The sequence below is a fragment of the Kitasatospora sp. NPDC097643 genome, from assembly GCF_040302625.1.
In the GTDB taxonomy this organism is placed as follows: Bacteria; Actinomycetota; Actinomycetes; order Streptomycetales; family Streptomycetaceae; genus Kitasatospora.
The window spans coordinates 26466-43096 of the sequence record NZ_JBEOSA010000055.1; the positions used below are offsets into that span (position 1 = coordinate 26466).

Below are 16631 nucleotides of genomic sequence, written 5' to 3' on the forward strand. Positions count from 1 at the left end.
CTCCCTGGGGTTGCAGCGGCTGCTGACTGAAGGCCCCCGGCGAACCGGGGACATCCGGAAAGACTTGATTCCTGGAGTGTAACGGGCAGGTTCCGCCGAACGTCACCCGCTTCCAGAAATCAAGACCGTTCTCCAGCGGCGCTCGATCAGCTCCCGATCGGTTCCAGCCGCTGCGCGACCAGGTCCCAGACCACGTCCGCCAGGGCCTCCTTGGGGCCCACCGGAACGGGCGTCTCGCTGCCGTCGGAGCCCAGCACCACGGCCTCGTTCACGTCCGTCCCGAAGGCCTTGCCGTTGCCCACCTCGTTCACGACCAGCAGGTCACAGCCCTTGCGGGCGAGCTTGGCGCGGCCGTTGGCGAGCACGTCGTCGGTCTCCGCCGCGAAACCCACGACCAGTTGAGCCGAACGGGGGCGGTGGGCCGACAGCTCGGCCAGCACGTCGGGGTTGCGGACCAGCGCGACCGGCGCCGGCTCGACCCCCTCGACCTTCTTGATCTTGCCGGTGGCGTACTCGGCGGGCCGGAAGTCGGCCACCGCCGCGGCCATGACCACGGCGTCCGCGTCCTCGGCCGCCTTCAGCGCGGCCTCGCGCAGCTCCAGCGCGGTCGACACGTGCACCACGTCCACCCCGGCCGGATCCGGGAGTTCCGCATTGGCCGAGACCAACGTCACGCGCGCCCCGCGCGCCGCGGCCGTCACGGCGAGCGCGTAGCCCTGCTTGCCGGAGGAGCGGTTGCCGAGGAAGCGCACCGGGTCCAGCGGCTCGCGGGTGCCGCCGGCCGAGACCACCACGTGCCGGCCGGCCAGGTCGGTCGGCACCGCCCCGCCGCGACGCAGCACGGCCCGGCAGGCGTCGAAGATCGCGGACGGCTCGGGCAGCCGCCCCTTGCCGGTGTCCTTGCCGGTCAGCCGGCCGACGGCGGGCTCCAGCACGATCACGCCGCGGCGGCGCAGCGTGGCGACGTTCTCCCGGGTGGCCGGGTGCTCCCACATCTCGGTGTGCATGGCGGGCGCGACCACGACCGGGCAGCGGGCGGTGAGCAGGGTGTTGGTGAGCAGGTCGTCGGCGAGGCCGTGGGCGGCCTTGGCGATCAGGTCGGCGGTGGCGGGGGCGACCACGACCAGGTCGGCCTGCTGGCCGATCCGCACGTGCGGCACCTCGTGCACGCTCTCCCAGGTCTCGGTGGCGGCCGGGCGGCCGGACAGCGCGGCCCAGGTCGCCTCGCCGACGAAGTGCAGCGCGGCCTCGGTGGGCACCACGGTGACCTGGTGGCCGGACTCGGTGAACCGACGGAGCAGTTCGCAGGCCTTGTACGCGGCGATGCCGCCGCTGACGCCGAGGACGACCCGCGGGGCGTCCGTCCGGTCCGAAGTCGCGCTCATGTTCCGACATTCCTCCAGCTCTGGGACGTGCTCACCCTACGACCCCTCAGCAAGCGCCCGCACCGTGGTCCCGCCCACAGCACCGGGAAGCCCGACGAACGAACACCGGGAGACCCGACGAACGAACACCGGAGGGCCCGGCGGAAACGATTCCGCCGGGCCCTCCGGGAAAAACAGGGAAAAGCAGCGTCCGCCTCAGGCGGCCTCGACCGCCTCGGCGGTCAGCATGCCCGCGTTGATCTCGCGCAGCGCGATCGACAGCGGCTTCTCGTGCACGTGGGTGTCGACCAGCGGGCCGACGTACTCCAGCAGGCCCTCACCGAGCTGCGAGTAGTAGGCGTTGATCTGGCGCGCGCGCTTGGCGGCGTAGATCACGAGGCTGTACTTGGAGTCGGTGGCCTCGAGCAGCTCGTCGATCGGCGGGTTGATGATGCCCTCGGGCGCGGTCATGGAAGAGGACACGCTAAAACCTTCCGAAAGGGTGGAAAAGACAGACAGGTCAGGCTACACCGAGCAAGGCTAGCAGTTCGGCCGCTACCTGCTCGACGGAGGTGTTGACAAGGGTCGTGTCGAACTCCGGCTCGGCGGCCAGCTCGACCTTGGCGGCCTCCAGCCGCTTCTCGATCACGTCCTGCGGTTCGGTGCCCCGGCCGGTCAGCCGGCGGACCAGCTCGTCCCAGCTCGGCGGGGCCAGGAAGACCAGCTGCGCCTCGGGCATCGACTCGCGCACCTGGCGGGCGCCCTGCAGATCGATCTCCAGCAGGACGGGCTCGCCGCGCTCCAGCTTCTCCAGCACCGCCGAACGCGGCGTGCCGTAGCGGTTGCCGGCGAAGACGGCCCACTCCAGCAGCTCGCCGTTGGCGATCAGCTTGTCGAACTCGTCGTTGTCGACGAAGTGGTACTGGACCCCGTTCTGCTCGCCGGGCCTCGGGTGGCGGGTCGTCGCCGACACCGAGAGCCAGACCTCGGGGTGCTGCTTCCTCATATGAGCGACGACCGTGCTCTTGCCGACCCCCGAGGGGCCGGAGAGCACGGTCAGCCGCGGACGCTCACTCATGCACCGATTATCCCGGATCGCGGACGATCCCGGGACCACGGGGGCACGGTCAGGCGGCACCGCCGCCGAACTCCCGCTCCAGGGAGGCGATCTGGTTCGTGCCGAGGCCACGGACGCGGCGGCTCTCGCTGATGCCGAGGCGCTCCATGATCTGCTTGGCACGGACCTTGCCCACGCCCGGAAGGGACTCCAGCAGGGCGGAGACCTTCATCTTGCCGATGACGTCGTTGTCGGCCTTGCCGGCCTTGATCACCTCGTGCAGGGAGGCGCCGGAGTGCTTGAGCCGGTTCTTGACCTCGGCGCGCTCCCGGCGAGCCTCGGCGGCCTTGGCGAGCGCGGCGGTGCGCTGTTCAGGGGTAAGGGGCGGAAGAGCCACGCCGTTCACCTCAGGGTGTGGAAGGAAGGGATTGAGCTATGACTGGTTTGGTTCCCAGGACACCGTCCACAAGCGGAACCAAAGGGCCCTGACCTGCGGGAGCTACGAGAATCGCGGCTCTTCGATGACCTATCGCCGGACACTACCCGGATTGCGGCGCCACGTCAGGAAAAGAACACGAAAAGTCCTGGTCAGCCAAGGCCGACCAGGACTTTCCCGGGCAAAATGACCGTGATTGCGAAACTTTGACACCGCCAATGTGACGGCGCTCACGTCGGTCGACCGGACGCCCCGCCGTGCTGCGCACACTGCACAGGGTCACCGCGCGGCTACCTGCCAATGCCCACGGCCCACTTGACCGCCTCCGCCGCGGCCTTCGGCGGCGCTACTTGACCGCGTCCGCGAACTCCCCGACGAAGCGGTCGGCCGCCTCCCGCAGCGCCGCCACCGACGGGCCGTGCTTGAGGACGTCCCGGCTGACGCTCGGCACCACGTTGATCACCGCACCGCCGAACACCCGCGGCAGGTCCGCCATGGTCGCGCCCTGGGCGCCGATCCCGGGGGCCAGCAGCGGGCCGTTGATGGCCAGGTCCACACCCGCGTCGGCCAGCGTCGCCCCGACCACCGCGCCGAAGGAGCCCAGCGGCGCCGCGTCGCCGTTCTCGGCCGCCAGCTGCCGCAGCACCGAGGCCGCCACCGGCTCGCCGTCCGCGCCGACCGCCCGCTGCACCTCGGCGCCCTCCGGGTTGGAGGTGAGCGCGAGCGCGAACACGCCGCAGCCCTGCTCCCGGGCCAGGTCGAGCGCCGGGCGCAGCGAGCCGAAGCCCAGGTACGGGCTGACCGTGACGGCGTCCGAGAACAGCGGGCTGGCGGGCGAGAGGAAGGCCTCGGCGTACGCGGCCATGGTGGAGCCGATGTCGCCGCGCTTGGCGTCCATCAGGACCAGCGCGCCGGCCGCCCGGGCCTCCTCGACGGACTTCTCCAGGACGGCGACGCCCTTGCTGCCGAAGCGCTCGAAGAAGGCGGCCTGCGGCTTGAGCACCGCCACCCGGTCGGCCAGCGCCTCCACCACGGTGCGGCTGAAGGTCTCCAGGCCGGCGAGGTCGTCGCCGAGCCCCCAGGCCGAGAGCAGGGAGGCGTGCGGGTCGATGCCGACGCAGAGCTGGCCGCGGGTGTCGAGGGCCTGGCGCAGCCGGGCACCGAACGGGGCGAGGGTCATGTCGTCCTTTCCGATCGTCGTACGGAGGTTCGTCGTACGGGAGTACGGGAGTTCAGGAGGCGGCCTTGCTGCCACCGGAGGTGCTCACGGCGCTGCCGACGGCCGCGGCCAGGTCACGGAAGCCGGCGGCGCGGATCCGGGCCGAGAGCCCCCGGTGGATCCGGCGGCACCAGAACGGACCCTCGTAGATGAAGGCGCTGTAGCCCTGGACCAGGTCCGCGCCGTGGATGATCCGCTGCCAGGCGTCCTCGGCGGTCTCCACGCCGCCGACCGAGACCAGCGTCAGCCGGCCCCCGGTGCGGGCGCGCAACCGCTGGAGGACCTCCAGGGCCCGGGCCTTGAGCGGCGCGCCGGACAGGCCGCCCATGCCGATCTCCTCGACCCGGGCGGCGTCGGCCCGCAGGCCCTCGCGGCCGATCGTGGTGTTGGTGGCGATGATGCCGTCCAGGCCCAGCTCCAGGGCGAGGTCGGCGACCGCGTCGACGTCCTCGTCGGCCAGGTCGGGGGCGATCTTCACCAGCAGCGGCACGTGGTGCGCGGTGGTGCGGTCGGCGGCCTCACGGACGGCGGCGAGCAGCGGGCGCAGGTGATCGACGGCCTGGAGGTTGCGCAGCCCGGGGGTGTTCGGCGAGCTGACGTTGACCACCAGGTAGTCGGCGTAACGGGCCAGCCGCTCGGTCGACTTGACGTAGTCGGCGACGGCGTCGGCCTCCTCGACCACCTTGGTCTTGCCGATGTTGACGCCGATCACCGGGGTGGAGCTGGTGTGCGGGCGGGCGGCCAGCCGGGCGGCGACCCGGGCCGAGCCCTGGTTGTTGAAGCCCATCCGGTTGATCAGCGCGCGGTCCTCGACCAGGCGGAACAGCCGCGGCGTCGGGTTGCCGGGCTGCGGCTCACCGGTGATGGTGCCGATCTCGACGTAGTCGAAGCCGAGCATCGACAGGCCGTCGATGCCGACGCCGTTCTTGTCGAAGCCGGCCGCCAGGCCGAACGGGCCGGGCAGGTCGAGGCCGAGGGCCCGGGTGTGCAACGCCCGGTCGCGCGGGGCCAGCACCAGCCGGACGACCGTGCGCAGGCCGGGCACCGAGGAGGCGAGCCGGATCCAGAAGAAGGCCAGGTGGTGGGCCTTCTCCGGGTCCATCTTCTTGAAGACGAGGTCGAACAGCAGCTTGTACAAAGCGGGGCTCCCTGGGCATGGAAGTGGGGGGCAACCGACTGGCTTCGGCGCCCCCCACTGTGGCGGTGCTACTTGCGGCCGGCGTTGATCAGCTCGGCGTGCTCCTGGAGCGACATCACCCCGACCTCGTCACGCAGCAGCCGGTCGATGCCCTGCACGGCCGCGCCCATCGCCTGGACGGTGGTCAGGCAGGGCACCGCGCGGGCCACCGCGGCGGTGCGGATCTCGTAGCCGTCGAGGCGACCGCCGGTGCCGTACGGCGTGTTGATGATGAGGTCGACCTCGCCGTCGTGGATCAGCTGGACGATCGTCTTCTCGCCGTTCGGGCCCTCGCCCTCGCTGTGCTTGCGCACCAGGGTGGACGGGATGCCGCCGCGCTGGAGCACCTCGGCGGTGCCGGCGGTGGCGAGCACCTCGAAGCCGAGGTTGACCAGCGCGCGGGCCGGGAAGACCAGGTTGCGCTTGTCCCGGTTGGCGACCGAGACGAAGACCTTGCCCTTGGTCGGCAGCGCGCCGTAGGCGCCGGCCTGGGCCTTGGCGTAGGCGGTGCCGAAGACCTTGTCGATGCCCATGACCTCGCCGGTGGAGCGCATCTCCGGGCCGAGCACGGTGTCCACGCCGCGGCCGTGGATGTCGCGGAAGCGGCTCCACGGCATCACGGCCTCCTTGACCGCGATCGGCGCGTCGGCGGGCAGCGTGCCGCCGTCGCCCTCAACCGGGAGCAGGCCCTCGGCGCGCAGCTCGGCGATGGTGGCGCCGAGCGAGACCCGGGCGGCGGCCTTGGCCAGCGGCACGGCGGTCGCCTTGGAGGTGAACGGCACCGTCCGGGAGGCGCGCGGGTTGGCCTCCAGCACGTACAGGATGTCGCCGGAGAGGGCGAACTGGATGTTGATCAGACCGCGCACGCCGACGCCGCGGGCGATCGCCTCGGTGGAGGCGCGCAGCCGCTTGATGTCGTAGCCGCCGAGGGTGATCGGGGGCAGCGCGCAGGCGGAGTCGCCGGAGTGGATGCCGGCCTCCTCGATGTGCTCCATGACGCCGCCGAGGTAGAGCTCGGTGCCGTCGTAGAGCGCGTCGACGTCGATCTCCACCGCGTCGTCGAGGAAGCGGTCGATGAGCACCGGGTGCTCGGAGATCAGGCCCGCGTGGCGCTCCAGGTAGGAGGCGAGCGAGGCCTCGTCGTAGACGATCTCCATGCCGCGGCCGCCGAGCACGTACGACGGGCGGGCGAGCACCGGGTAGCCGATCTCGTCGGCGATCGCCTTGGCCTCCTCGAAGGAGAAGGCGGTGCCGTGCTTGGGCGCGGGCAGGCCGGCGTCGCGCAGCACGCGGCCGAAGGCGCCGCGCTCCTCGGCGAGGTCGATCGCCTCGGGCTGGGTGCCGACGATCGGCACGCCGTTGTCCTTGAGCGCCTGGGCCAGGCCGAGCGGGGTCTGGCCGCCGAGCTGGACGATGACGCCCGCCAGCGGGCCGGCCTGCTGCTCGGCGTGGACGATCTCCAGCACGTCCTCCAGGGTGAGCGGCTCGAAGTAGAGCCGGTCGGAGGTGTCGTAGTCGGTGGAGACGGTCTCCGGGTTGCAGTTGACCATCACGGTCTCGTACCCGGCGTCGGCCAGCGCGAAGGAGGCGTGCACGCAGGAGTAGTCGAACTCGATGCCCTGGCCGATGCGGTTCGGGCCGGAGCCGAGGATGATCACCGCGGGCTTGGTGCGCGGGGCGACCTCGTTCTCCTCGTCGTAGGACGAGTAGAAGTACGGGGTCTTGGCGGCGAATTCGGCGGCGCAGGTGTCGACGGTCTTGAACACCGGGCGGATGCCGAGCGCGTGCCGGACCTCGCGGACCACGTCCGGGCGCAGGCCGCGGATCTCGCCGACCTGCTGGTCGGAGAAGCCGTGCCGCTTGGCGTGGCGCAGCAGCTCCGGGGTGAGCTCGGCGGCCTCGGCCAGCTCGCCGGCGATCTCGTCGAGCAGGAAGAGCTGGTCGACGAACCACGGGTCGATCTTGGTGGCCTCGAACACCTCCTCGGGGGTGGCGCCGGCCCGGATCGCCTCCATCACGGTGTTGATCCGGCCGTCGGTCGGCACGACCGCCTTGGCCAGCAGCTCGGCCTTGTCGCCCACCGGGCCGACCCAGGTGAACTGGGAGCCCTTCTTCTCCAGCGAGCGCAGCGCCTTCTGCAGCGCCTCGGGGAAGTTGCGGCCGAGCGCCATGGCCTCGCCGACCGACTTCATGGTGGTGGTCAGCGTCGCGTCGGCGCTCGGGAACTTCTCGAACGCGAACCGCGGCACCTTGACCACGACGTAGTCGAGGGTCGGCTCGAAGGAGGCCGGGGTCTCCTCGGTGATGTCGTTGGGGATCTCGTCCAGCGTGTAGCCCACCGCCAGCTTGGCCGCGATCTTGGCGATCGGGAAGCCGGTGGCCTTGGAGGCCAGCGCGGAGGAGCGGGAGACGCGCGGGTTCATCTCGATGACGATGACCCGGCCGTCGTCGGGGTTGACGGCGAACTGGATGTTGCAGCCACCGGTGTCGACGCCGACCTCGCGGATGACGGCGATGCCGATGTCGCGCAGGATCTGGTACTCGCGGTCGGTGAGCGTCATCGCCGGGGCGACGGTGATCGAGTCACCGGTGTGCACGCCCATCGGGTCGAAGTTCTCGATGGAGCAGACGACCACGACGTTGTCGTGCTTGTCGCGCATCAGCTCCAGCTCGTACTCCTTCCAGCCGAGGATGGACTCCTCCAGGAGCACCTCGGTGGTCGGCGAGAGGGTCAGGCCCTGGCCGGCGATGCGGCGCAGGTCCTCCTCGTTGTGGGCGAAGCCGGAGCCGGCGCCGCCCATGGTGAAGGAGGGGCGCACGACGACCGGGTAGCCGCCGAGCGTGTCGACGCCGGCCAGCACCTCGTCCATGGTGTGGCAGATGACCGAGCGGGCGGACTCGCCGTGGCCGATCTTGGCGTTGACGGCCTCGACGACGCCCTTGAACAGGTCGCGGTCCTCGCCCTTGTTGATCGCCTCGACGTCGGCGCCGATCAGCTCGACGCCGTACTTCTCCAGCGTGCCGGCCTCGTGCAGCGAGATCGCGGTGTTGAGCGCGGTCTGCCCGCCGAGGGTCGGCAGCAGCGCGTCGGGGCGCTCCTTGGCGATGATCTTCTCGACGAACTCCGGGGTGATCGGCTCGACGTAGGTGGCGTCGGCGATCTCCGGGTCGGTCATGATCGTGGCCGGGTTGGAGTTGACCAGGACGACCCGCAGGCCCTCGGCCTTGAGGACGCGGCAGGCCTGCGTGCCCGAGTAGTCGAACTCGGCGGCCTGACCGATCACGATCGGGCCGGACCCGATCACCAGAACGGACTTGATGTCAGTGCGCTTAGGCACGCTGGCCCTCCATGAGCTTCACGAAACGGTCGAAGAGGTAGGCCGCGTCGTGCGGGCCGGCAGCCGCTTCGGGGTGGTACTGCACGCTGAAGGCGGGGACGTCGAGCGCCTGGAGGCCCTCGACCACGTCGTCGTTGAGGCAGACGTGGGAGACCTCGACCCGGCCGAAGCGGGTGTCGCTCACCTTGTCCAGCGGTGCGTTCACGGCGAAGCCGTGGTTGTGCGCGGTGACCTCGACCTTGCCGGTGGTGCGGTCCTGCACCGGCTGGTTGATGCCGCGGTGGCCGTACTTGAGCTTGTACGTGCCGAAGCCCAGCGCGCGGCCCAGGATCTGGTTGCCGAAGCAGATCCCGAAGAACGGGGTCTTGCGCTCCAGCACGCCCTGCGCGACGGCGACCTGGTGGTCGGCGGTGGCCGGGTCGCCCGGGCCGTTGGAGAAGAAGACGCCGTCCGGGTTGACGGCGTAGACGTCCTCCAGGGTGGCGTTGGCCGGCAGCACGTGCACCTCGATGCCGCGCTCGGCCATCCGCTGCGGGGTCATCGCCTTGATGCCGAGGTCCAGCGCGGCCACGGTGAACTTCTTCGCACCGATGGCGGGCACGATGTACGGCTCGGTGGTGGCGACCTCGGCGCACAGGTCGGCGCCCTTCATCTCGGGCGAGGACTGCACCCGGGCCAGCAGCGCGGCCGGGTCGGCCAGCGCCTCGCCGGAGAAGATGCCGCAGCGCATCGCGCCGCGCTCGCGCAGGTGCCGGGTCAGCGCGCGGGTGTCGATGCCGCTGATGCCGACGACGCCCTGGCGGACGAGCTCCTCGTCCAGCGAGCGGCGGGAGCGCCAGTTGGACGCCACCCGGGCGGGGTCGCGCACGACGTACCCGGCGACCCAGATCTGCTTGGACTCGTCGTCCTCGTCGTTCCAGCCGGTGTTGCCGATCTGCGGGGCGGTCATCACGACCACCTGGCGGTGGTACGACGGGTCGGTCAGGGTCTCCTGGTAGCCGGACATGCCGGTGTTGAAGACCGCCTCGCCGAAGGTCTCGCCGATCGCGCCGTAGGCCTGGCCGCGGAAGGTCCGGCCGTCCTCCAGGACGAGCACGGCGGCAGCACGATCCAAAAACGTGCGCTCCCGCCGTTGGCGCTGCGTGGTGGGGGCAGGTGCGGTCATGGGGCGGCCTCTTCCGTCTTCGTCTTCGTACGTGTTGCAAGGTGAGCGACCGCCTCGACCCAGGCGGCGTGCTCATCGGGGTGGTCGGCCCGGAAGCCGGAGTCCAGCTCGGTGCCCTCGTGCGTCCAGGTGACGACGAGCAGCCCGGCCGGGACGACCTTCCCCGCGATCCCGGAGTCCGTGCGGGCACCGGTCAGGTTGCCGGCGGGGATCCAGAGGTCGACGTCCCCGGGGCGGTGCACCAGCAGGCCGTCCTCGCCGAGGGTGAGGTCGGCGCGGCTGCGGGTGCCCAGGCCGTGCGCGACGACCCGGTCGAGCCAGTTCCCGGCGGTGGTGGTGCCGTGGTACCGGCCGCTGGTCTCCAGGATGGTCCGGCCGGCGCCGGCCGGCACGGCGGGCAGCGGCGGGATGCCGGACTGCAGGGTGCGGCGCCAGTTCCAGCCCTGGCGCATCAGCCAGTAGACGAGGCCGATCAGGATCAGCAGCCCGACGGCCCAGCCGATGTACCCGGGCCAGTTGGTGACCTTGGCCTGTTCCTGGGCGAGCGTGACGAGTCCGGTCACCCGAGCTCACCCTGCTCGACCAGCTCGCCGGCCAGCACGGTGGCACGGCCGCGCAGGAACGTGGCGTGCACCCGTCCGGGCAGGTCAAGGCCCTTGTAGGGGGTGTTGCGGCTGCGGGTGGCGAAGCTCTCGGGGTTCACGGCACCACGGTACGCGGGATCGAAGAGCACCAGGTTCGCCGGCTCACCGACCGAGACGGGCCGGCCCTGCCCCGCGAGACGGCCGATCCGGGCCGGGCGGTGCGACATCCGGTCGGCGACGCCGGCCCAGTTCAGCAGGCCGGTCTCGACCATGGTCTGCTGCACGACCGACAGCGCGGTCTCCAGGCCGACCATGCCCATCGCGGCGACGGCCCACTCGCAGTCCTTGTCCTCGGCCGGGTGCGGCGCGTGGTCGGTGGCGACGGCGTCGATGGTGCCGTCGGCGAGCGCCTTGCGCAGCGCCTGGACGTCCTCGGCGGTGCGCAGCGGCGGGTTCACCTTGTACACCGGGTCGTAGGAGCGGACCATCTCGTCGGTCAGCAGCAGGTGGTGCGGGGTGACCTCGGCGGTGACGTCCCAGCCCTTGGCCTTGGCCCAGCGGACGATCTCGACCGAGCCGGCGGTGGAGAGGTGGCAGACGTGCAGCCGGGAGCCGACGTGCGCGGCGAGCAGCACGTCCCGGGCGATGATCGACTCCTCGGCGACGGCCGGCCAGCCGCCGAGCCCGAGCTCGCCGGAGACCTGGCCCTCGTTCATCTGGGCGCCCTCGGTCAGCCGCGGCTCCTGCGCGTGCTGGGCGACGACCCCGTCGAAGGCCTTGACGTACTCCAGGGCGCGGCGCATCAGCACCGCGTCGTCCACGCACTTGCCGTCGTCGGAGAAGACCCGGACGTTCGCGGCGGACTCGTGCATCGCGCCGAGCTCGGCGAGCTTCTTGCCCTCCAGGCCGACGGTGACGGCGCCGACCGGCTGCACGTCGCAGTAGCCGGCCGACTTGCCGAGCCGCCAGACCTGCTCGACCACACCGGCGGTGTCGGCCACCGGGGTGGTGTTGGCCATCGCGTGCACGGCGGTGAAGCCGCCCATCGCGGCGGCCTGGGTGCCGGTGAGCACGGTCTCGGCGTCCTCGCGGCCGGGCTCGCGCAGGTGGGTGTGCAGGTCGACCAGGCCGGGCAGGACGATCAGCCCGCTGGCGTCGATCTCGATGTCGGCCTCGACGGCGAGGTCGGTGCCGATCGCGGCGATCACACCGTCGGCGAGGTGGAGGTCCTGCGGAGCACCGCCGAGGATCTGGGCGTTGCGGATCAGGTAGGTGGTCACTGAGCGGTCTCCACGGAGTCGGGGCGGGCGTCGTTCAGGGTGGCGCCGCCGAGCAGCAGGTACAGCACGGCCATGCGGATCGAGACGCCGTTGGCGACCTGCTCGACCACGGTGCAGCGCGGCGAGTCGGCGACCTCGGCGGTGATCTCCATGCCGCGCACCATCGGGCCGGGGTGCATCACGATCGCGTGCTCGGGCAGCTGGGCCATCCGGGTGCCGTCCAGGCCGTAGCGGCGGCTGTACTCGCGCTCGGTCGGGAAGAACGCGGCGTTCATCCGCTCGCGCTGCACCCGCAGCATCATCAACGCGTCCGTCTTGGGGAGCACGCTCTCCAGGTCGTAGCTGATCTCGCAGGCCCAGTTCTCGATGCCGATCGGCAGCAGCGTCGGCGGGGCGACGAAGGTGACCTGGGCGCCGAGGGTGGTGAGCAGGTGCACGTTGGAGCGGGCGACCCGGCTGTGCAGGACGTCGCCGACGATGGTCACCCGGCGGCCCTGGAGGTCGTGGCCGAGGCCCGGGTTGAGGTGGCGGCGCATGGTGAAGGCGTCGAGCAGCGCCTGGGTGGGGTGCTCGTGGGTGCCGTCACCGGCGTTGATCACACTGCCGTGCAGCCAGTCGGACTGGGCGAGACGGGCCGGCGCGCCGGAGGCGTGGTGCCGGATGACAACGGCGTCCGCGCCCATCGCCTGGAGGGTGAGGGCGGTGTCCTTGAGGCTCTCGCCCTTGGAGACGGACGAGCCCTTGGCGGAGAAGTTGATGACGTCGGCGGAGAGCCGCTTCTCGGCGACCTCGAAGGAGGTCTTGGTGCGGGTCGAGTCCTCGAAGAAGAGGTTGACGATTGTCCGGCCGCGCAGCGTGGGCAGCTTCTTGACGGCCCGTCCGGAGAGCTGGGCCAGCTCCTCGGCGGTGTCCAGGATCAGCAGCGCGTCGTCGCGGCTGAGATCGGCGGCGGAGACGAGGTGGCGCTTCACGCGGGTTACTCCGGGAGGTGCGGTTCGGACGGCTGGGAGGCCAGGGCCTGCGACGAGCGGGCGGTGTAGTCGCGGTCGCCGACCAGGACGGCGTCCACGCCGTCGGAGTCGGAGAGCCGGACCTGCACGGCCTCGCGCAGCGAGGTGGGGAGGTTCTTGCCCACGTAGTCGGCGCGGATCGGCAGCTCGCGGTGGCCGCGGTCGACCAGGACGGCGAGCTGGACTGCGCGCGGGCGGCCGATGTCGCTGAGCGCGTCGAGCGCGGCGCGGATGGTGCGGCCGGAGAAGAGCACGTCGTCGACGAGGACGACGAGCTTGCCGTCGATGCCGCCGGGCGGGATCTCGGTGTGCTCCAGGGCGCGCGCGGGCTTCAGCCGCAGGTCGTCCCGGTACATGGTGATGTCCAGGGTGCCGAGCGGGATCTCGCGGCCGGTGATCTGGGCCAGCCGGGCGTGCAGCCGCCGGGCGAGGTGGACGCCTCTGGTGTGGATGCCGAGCAGCACGACGTCCTCGGCGCCCTTGGCGCGCTCGACGATCTCGTGCGCTATCCGGGTGACGACCCGGGCGATGTCCGTGCCGTCCAGCACCTGGTGCGGCGGCCGCGGCGTGGGATCCTGGTGTGTGGTCATGCCGAAGCGGACCTCCTTCCCCGCCTCACGGGACGGGCCTTAAAGGATGTCTGGGAGGGCCCCGCCGACGCGGCGTGGGCTTCGGGTCATCCTATCAGCGCGGCGGAGTCCAAACGGACCTCCACCATTCCGCTTCACCGGGTTCACGCCCCGGACGCGCCGACGATGCGGGCCATTCGCACGACTGCCCCATTCGGCTTGACGCAGCTACCTTACTCTACGTAACCTCACAGTGAGTTACGAGACGGACGTCGAACCCACCGGTAACGACGTCGGCAATCGCCCGTGACCCACCACTGAACGCGAAGCAATCTCGTCCGGGGAGATCAATGTCCAGCGACTACGCGAAGCAACTCGGAGGCAAGCTCCGAGCGATCCGCACTCAGCAGGGGCTCTCCCTGCACGGTGTCGAGGAGAAGTCCCAGGGGCGCTGGAAGGCAGTCGTCGTCGGTTCGTACGAGCGCGGCGACCGTGCGGTCACCGTGCAGCGGCTGGCCGAGCTGGCGGAGTTCTACGGCGTCCCGGTGCAGGAGCTGCTGCCCGGCGGCACCCCCGGTGGCGCGGCCGAGCCGCCGCCGCGCCTGGTGCTCGACCTGGAGAGACTGACCCAGGTCCCGTCCGAGAAGGCCGGCCCGCTGCAGCGCTACGCGGCGACCATCCAGAGCCAGCGCGGCGACTACAACGGCAAGGTGCTGTCGATCCGCCAGGACGATCTGCGCACCCTGGCCGTCATCTACGACCAGTCGCCGTCGATCCTGACCGAGCAGCTCATCTCCTGGGGTGTCCTGAACCCCGACGCGCGCCGTGCGGTGCGCGAGGAGGAGGCGAGCTGACGCTCGCCGTACCGGCTACCGCCGAAATCGCTCAAATCCGAGCAGAAACGTCACGGCGCGGCTCCCCGAACCCCGGGGGCCGCGCCGCGGCGCGTTCCTGAGAGCGGTCAGCAGACCGTCCCCAGGCTGTAGCCGGGCCGCGCCGCCACCCCGTCCAGCCGTACCGGCCGGGCCGCCGGCGCCCAGTCCTGCCCCCCGCTCGACCAGGCCCAGGAGGCCGGCAGGTACTCGCCGCAGGACGCCGCCGACCCCTGCGAGCCGTGCAGCACCGCCACCCCGGGCAGCTCCAGCGCCAGCCCGGCGCAGAGCACCGCGCAGAGCAGCTCCAGGTCCTCGTCGTTGATCCGTACCACGCCGTCCTCCCACTGGAGCACCCGGGCCGCCGCGGTCAGCCGCCCGCCCGGCGCGTCCACCCGCAGGCGCAGCTCGTACACCCCGGCGCCCGCGCCCACCAGCATCCGGCGGAACACCTCGCCGCCGCGCCGGTACGCCGCGCGCACCCAGACGGCGTGCTCCTCGTCGGCCTCACCGCCGCGCCCGTACAGGCCGCCGTCCAGCAGCAGGTCCGCGTGGCAGAGCGTCAGCCCGTTCTCGCGGGCCCGGACCAGGCGCGGCAGGAAGTCCCCGACCAGCTCCTCGCCCTGGTAGGCCAGCAGCTGGGTCTGGAGCGGCGGGTTGACCAGGTACCGGTCGCGGGCGGCCGGCTCGGCCGGGTCCACCCCGTGCAGCACGCAGAACTCGGCGAAGTCCTGCGGGTGGAACATCCGGGCCCGCACGGTGTCGAAGCGGCGCTGCGCGTCGGTCAGCAGCTCGGCGGTGTCGGCCAGGTAGCGCTCGTAGTCGGGCGCGTCGGACAGCCGCCAGGCGCGGGCCCGCTCGAAGTCCGCGGCACTGGTCAGCACCCCGATGACGAAGGCCTGCTCCGCCCCCTCGGCCCGGTGCCGCCGCTGCGGCGCCCGGACGCCCGTGCAGTCGGAATTACGGCGGGCGCGCTTTCGACTCATCGATGGCTCCTGGCGTCGGCGGACGGATGACGGTCAGCGGCGGGTGCGCCGCTGACCCCTCTCCTCCCCACCACCGCCCGCCGCACACGTACGGCGTGTCACAGGAATGTAACCGACGGTAAGTCACCGCCCGGACAGGCGCTAGGCCTTCCGCGGCACCCGGGCCAGCTGGCGGGACTGGGCGACCAGGCGGCCGGACTCGTCCCAGATCTCGGCGTCCTCCTCGAAGTACCCGCCGGCCAGGTTGCGGGTGGCATGGACGACCCGCAGCCAGCCCGGCACCGGCTTGGCCCGCAGGTGGACGGTCAGCTCGACGGTCGGCGCCCAACCGGGCAGGCCCAGGTCGAAGGTGACCGGCGGCAGGGCGTCGGCGACCAGCAGGAGCAGCAGCGGGTCGGGCTCGCGCCCGTCGGCGAGCCGGAACCAGCCCTGGATCCGCCCGTTGCCGGACGGCTGGCCGAGCGCCCACCCGACGGTGGACGGGTCGAGCCGCAGGTCGAAGCGCTCCAGCAGCGCGGCCTGGTCGATCAGCTCCTTGGGGGCGTGCTCGACGCCGATGCACTGGTCCGGCGGCGGCAGCTGCGGCGGCGTGGCGCTGGTGCGCACCTCGCCCTCGGCAGTGGCGAGGTCGCCGTGGCTGGCGATCACCCGCAGCCGCTCGACGCCGTCCTGGCTGAGCGAGGCGGTGCCGGTGGAGAGTCCGCGCCCGGAGCGCAGCACCTCGGTGCGGACGGTGGCCGGGCCGGGGGTCGAGGCGGACAGGTAGTAACCGCTGATCGAGACCGGGTCTGGGTGGTCGCCGTGCTCCTGCGACAGCGCGTGTCCGGCCACGGCGAGCAGCAGCCCGCCGTTGACCCCGCCGCCGATCTGCCAGCCGGCGCCGAGCTCGGCCTCGTAGCGGCCGGCCTCCTCGGGGTGTCTGGTCAGGGCGATGCCCTGGTCGAACTCGCTGCGGATCGCGGTGGTCATGGGGGTGGCCTGCCCTTCACTGCGGGGTGCGTGCGGATACCTGGGAATGCCGAGCGCCATGTTACTGGCGAGTAGGCATCAAGATACGCCACCCGGGTGAAACGCGCGACGGCCACCGGACCCGGATCCTCCGGGTCGGGTGGCCGTCGCACAGGTGCACCGGTTACCGACGGATGCTCGGCTTCAGCTCCAGGAAACGGGCGAGCAGACCGTTGACGAAGGCCGGGGAGTCGTCCGTGGAGAACTCCTTGGCGATCTCGACGGCCTCGTCCAGGACGACCGCGTCCGGGACGCCGTCCTCCCAGATCAGCTCGTAGGCACCGAGCCGCAGGACGTTGCGGTCCACGATCGGCATCCGGTCGAGCTCCCAGCCCACCGCGTACTGCTCGATCAGGTCGTCGATCCGGCGGGCGTGCTGGACGTACCCCTCGATCAGCTCCATCGTGTACTCGCCGACCTGCGGGGTGCCCTCGTCGGGCTTGGGCTCGCGGGCGCGGGCCACCCAGTCGGCGAGGACCTGCTGCGGGTCGACCCCGCGGTGGTCGGCCTCGAAGAGGATCTGGAAGGCCCGAGTGCGGGCCTTGCTGCGTGCGGCCGACACGGAC

The 16631-nt window shown here is 71.6% G+C and carries 16 protein-coding genes; 1 reads left to right on the top strand and 15 read right to left on the bottom strand.

Translation table 11 applies throughout. The annotated features are described in order from the left end of the window. Positions 1-146: 146 nt before the first annotated feature. The 12 genes from coaBC to pyrR form a co-directional block, all read right to left on the bottom strand. Positions 147-1385 carry a bifunctional phosphopantothenoylcysteine decarboxylase/phosphopantothenate--cysteine ligase CoaBC gene (gene coaBC / locus ABTY15_RS28895; RefSeq protein ID WP_350601850.1) on the bottom strand — a complete coding sequence of 413 codons (1239 nt, stop codon included), beginning with the start codon at positions 1383-1385 and terminating at the stop codon, positions 147-149. A 195-nt stretch (positions 1386-1580) separates the two neighbouring features. Next, positions 1581-1847: a DNA-directed RNA polymerase subunit omega gene (gene rpoZ, locus ABTY15_RS28900; RefSeq protein ID WP_030056185.1), complete on the bottom strand. Its 267-nt coding sequence runs from the start codon at positions 1845-1847 to the stop codon at positions 1581-1583. 37 nt (positions 1848-1884) lie between these two features. Then, positions 1885-2442 carry a guanylate kinase gene (gmk, locus tag ABTY15_RS28905; RefSeq protein WP_350601852.1) on the bottom strand — a complete coding sequence of 186 codons (558 nt, stop codon included), beginning with the start codon at positions 2440-2442 and terminating at the stop codon, positions 1885-1887. 49 nt (positions 2443-2491) lie between these two features. Then, positions 2492-2818, bottom strand: a complete 327-nt coding sequence (mihF, locus tag ABTY15_RS28910; protein ID WP_030056187.1) for an integration host factor, actinobacterial type — start codon at positions 2816-2818, stop codon at positions 2492-2494. A gap of 385 nt (positions 2819-3203) precedes the next feature. Further along, positions 3204-4037 (bottom strand): orotidine-5'-phosphate decarboxylase, encoded by an 834-nt coding sequence (pyrF, locus tag ABTY15_RS28915; protein ID WP_350601853.1) that lies wholly within the window; start codon positions 4035-4037, stop codon positions 3204-3206. Positions 4038-4089: 52 nt separating this feature from the next. After that, complete coding sequence (locus tag ABTY15_RS28920; RefSeq protein ID WP_350601854.1) at positions 4090-5214, bottom strand: quinone-dependent dihydroorotate dehydrogenase; 1125 nt, start codon at positions 5212-5214, stop codon at positions 4090-4092. Positions 5215-5282: 68 nt separating this feature from the next. Continuing rightward, positions 5283-8591, bottom strand: a complete 3309-nt coding sequence (gene carB / locus ABTY15_RS28925) for a carbamoyl-phosphate synthase large subunit (protein WP_350601857.1) — start codon at positions 8589-8591, stop codon at positions 5283-5285. After that, positions 8584-9756 (bottom strand): glutamine-hydrolyzing carbamoyl-phosphate synthase small subunit, encoded by a 1173-nt coding sequence (gene carA / locus ABTY15_RS28930; protein ID WP_350601858.1) that lies wholly within the window; start codon positions 9754-9756, stop codon positions 8584-8586. Before carA ends, carB begins: the two co-directional genes overlap by 8 nt. Next, positions 9753-10319, bottom strand: a complete 567-nt coding sequence (locus ABTY15_RS28935; RefSeq protein ID WP_350601859.1) for a PH-like domain-containing protein — start codon at positions 10317-10319, stop codon at positions 9753-9755. The genes carA and ABTY15_RS28935 overlap by 4 nt, the downstream gene beginning before the upstream one ends. Next, complete coding sequence (locus ABTY15_RS28940; RefSeq protein WP_350601860.1) at positions 10316-11620, bottom strand: dihydroorotase; 1305 nt, start codon at positions 11618-11620, stop codon at positions 10316-10318. Before ABTY15_RS28940 ends, ABTY15_RS28935 begins: the two co-directional genes overlap by 4 nt. Continuing rightward, positions 11617-12591, bottom strand: coding sequence for an aspartate carbamoyltransferase catalytic subunit (locus tag ABTY15_RS28945; protein ID WP_350601862.1), 975 nt, complete (start codon positions 12589-12591; stop codon positions 11617-11619). Before ABTY15_RS28945 ends, ABTY15_RS28940 begins: the two co-directional genes overlap by 4 nt. Positions 12592-12596: 5 nt before the next feature. Beyond that, complete coding sequence (gene pyrR, locus ABTY15_RS28950; protein WP_350601863.1) at positions 12597-13220, bottom strand: bifunctional pyr operon transcriptional regulator/uracil phosphoribosyltransferase PyrR; 624 nt, start codon at positions 13218-13220, stop codon at positions 12597-12599. Positions 13221-13549: 329 nt separating this feature from the next. Here pyrR and bldD point away from each other — a divergent pair, with 329 nt between their 5' ends. After that, on the top strand, positions 13550-14053 hold the full coding sequence (gene bldD / locus ABTY15_RS28955; RefSeq protein ID WP_031072501.1) for a transcriptional regulator BldD: 504 nt from the start codon (positions 13550-13552) through the stop codon (positions 14051-14053). Between the two features lie 107 nt (positions 14054-14160). Here the strand turns inward: bldD and ABTY15_RS28960 are convergent, their stop codons facing one another. The 3 genes from ABTY15_RS28960 to nusB all read right to left on the bottom strand — a co-directional run bounded on the left by ABTY15_RS28960 (position 14161) and on the right by nusB (position 16627). Continuing rightward, positions 14161-15057 carry a DUF8829 domain-containing protein gene (locus tag ABTY15_RS28960; protein WP_350601864.1) on the bottom strand — a complete coding sequence of 299 codons (897 nt, stop codon included), beginning with the start codon at positions 15055-15057 and terminating at the stop codon, positions 14161-14163. A 141-nt stretch (positions 15058-15198) separates the two neighbouring features. Beyond that, positions 15199-16026 carry a thioesterase family protein gene (locus ABTY15_RS28965; protein WP_350601865.1) on the bottom strand — a complete coding sequence of 276 codons (828 nt, stop codon included), beginning with the start codon at positions 16024-16026 and terminating at the stop codon, positions 15199-15201. A 163-nt stretch (positions 16027-16189) separates the two neighbouring features. Next, positions 16190-16627 (bottom strand): transcription antitermination factor NusB, encoded by a 438-nt coding sequence (gene nusB, locus ABTY15_RS28970; RefSeq protein WP_350601866.1) that lies wholly within the window; start codon positions 16625-16627, stop codon positions 16190-16192. Between the last annotated feature and the right edge of the window lie 4 nt (positions 16628-16631).

Coding starts and splice junctions, on each gene's coding strand:
- coaBC (WP_350601850.1), bottom strand. CDS start 1,385: ATGAGCGCGACTTCGGACCGGACGGACGCCCCGCGGGTCGTCCTCGGC.
- gmk (WP_350601852.1), bottom strand. CDS start 2,442: ATGAGTGAGCGTCCGCGGCTGACCGTGCTCTCCGGCCCCTCGGGGGTC.
- pyrF (WP_350601853.1), bottom strand. CDS start 4,037: ATGACCCTCGCCCCGTTCGGTGCCCGGCTGCGCCAGGCCCTCGACACC.
- carA (WP_350601858.1), bottom strand. CDS start 9,756: ATGACCGCACCTGCCCCCACCACGCAGCGCCAACGGCGGGAGCGCACG.
- pyrR (WP_350601863.1), bottom strand. CDS start 13,220: ATGACCACACACCAGGATCCCACGCCGCGGCCGCCGCACCAGGTGCTG.
- bldD (WP_031072501.1), top strand. CDS start 13,550: ATGTCCAGCGACTACGCGAAGCAACTCGGAGGCAAGCTCCGAGCGATC.
- ABTY15_RS28960 (WP_350601864.1), bottom strand. CDS start 15,057: ATGAGTCGAAAGCGCGCCCGCCGTAATTCCGACTGCACGGGCGTCCGG.
- ABTY15_RS28965 (WP_350601865.1), bottom strand. CDS start 16,026: ATGACCACCGCGATCCGCAGCGAGTTCGACCAGGGCATCGCCCTGACC.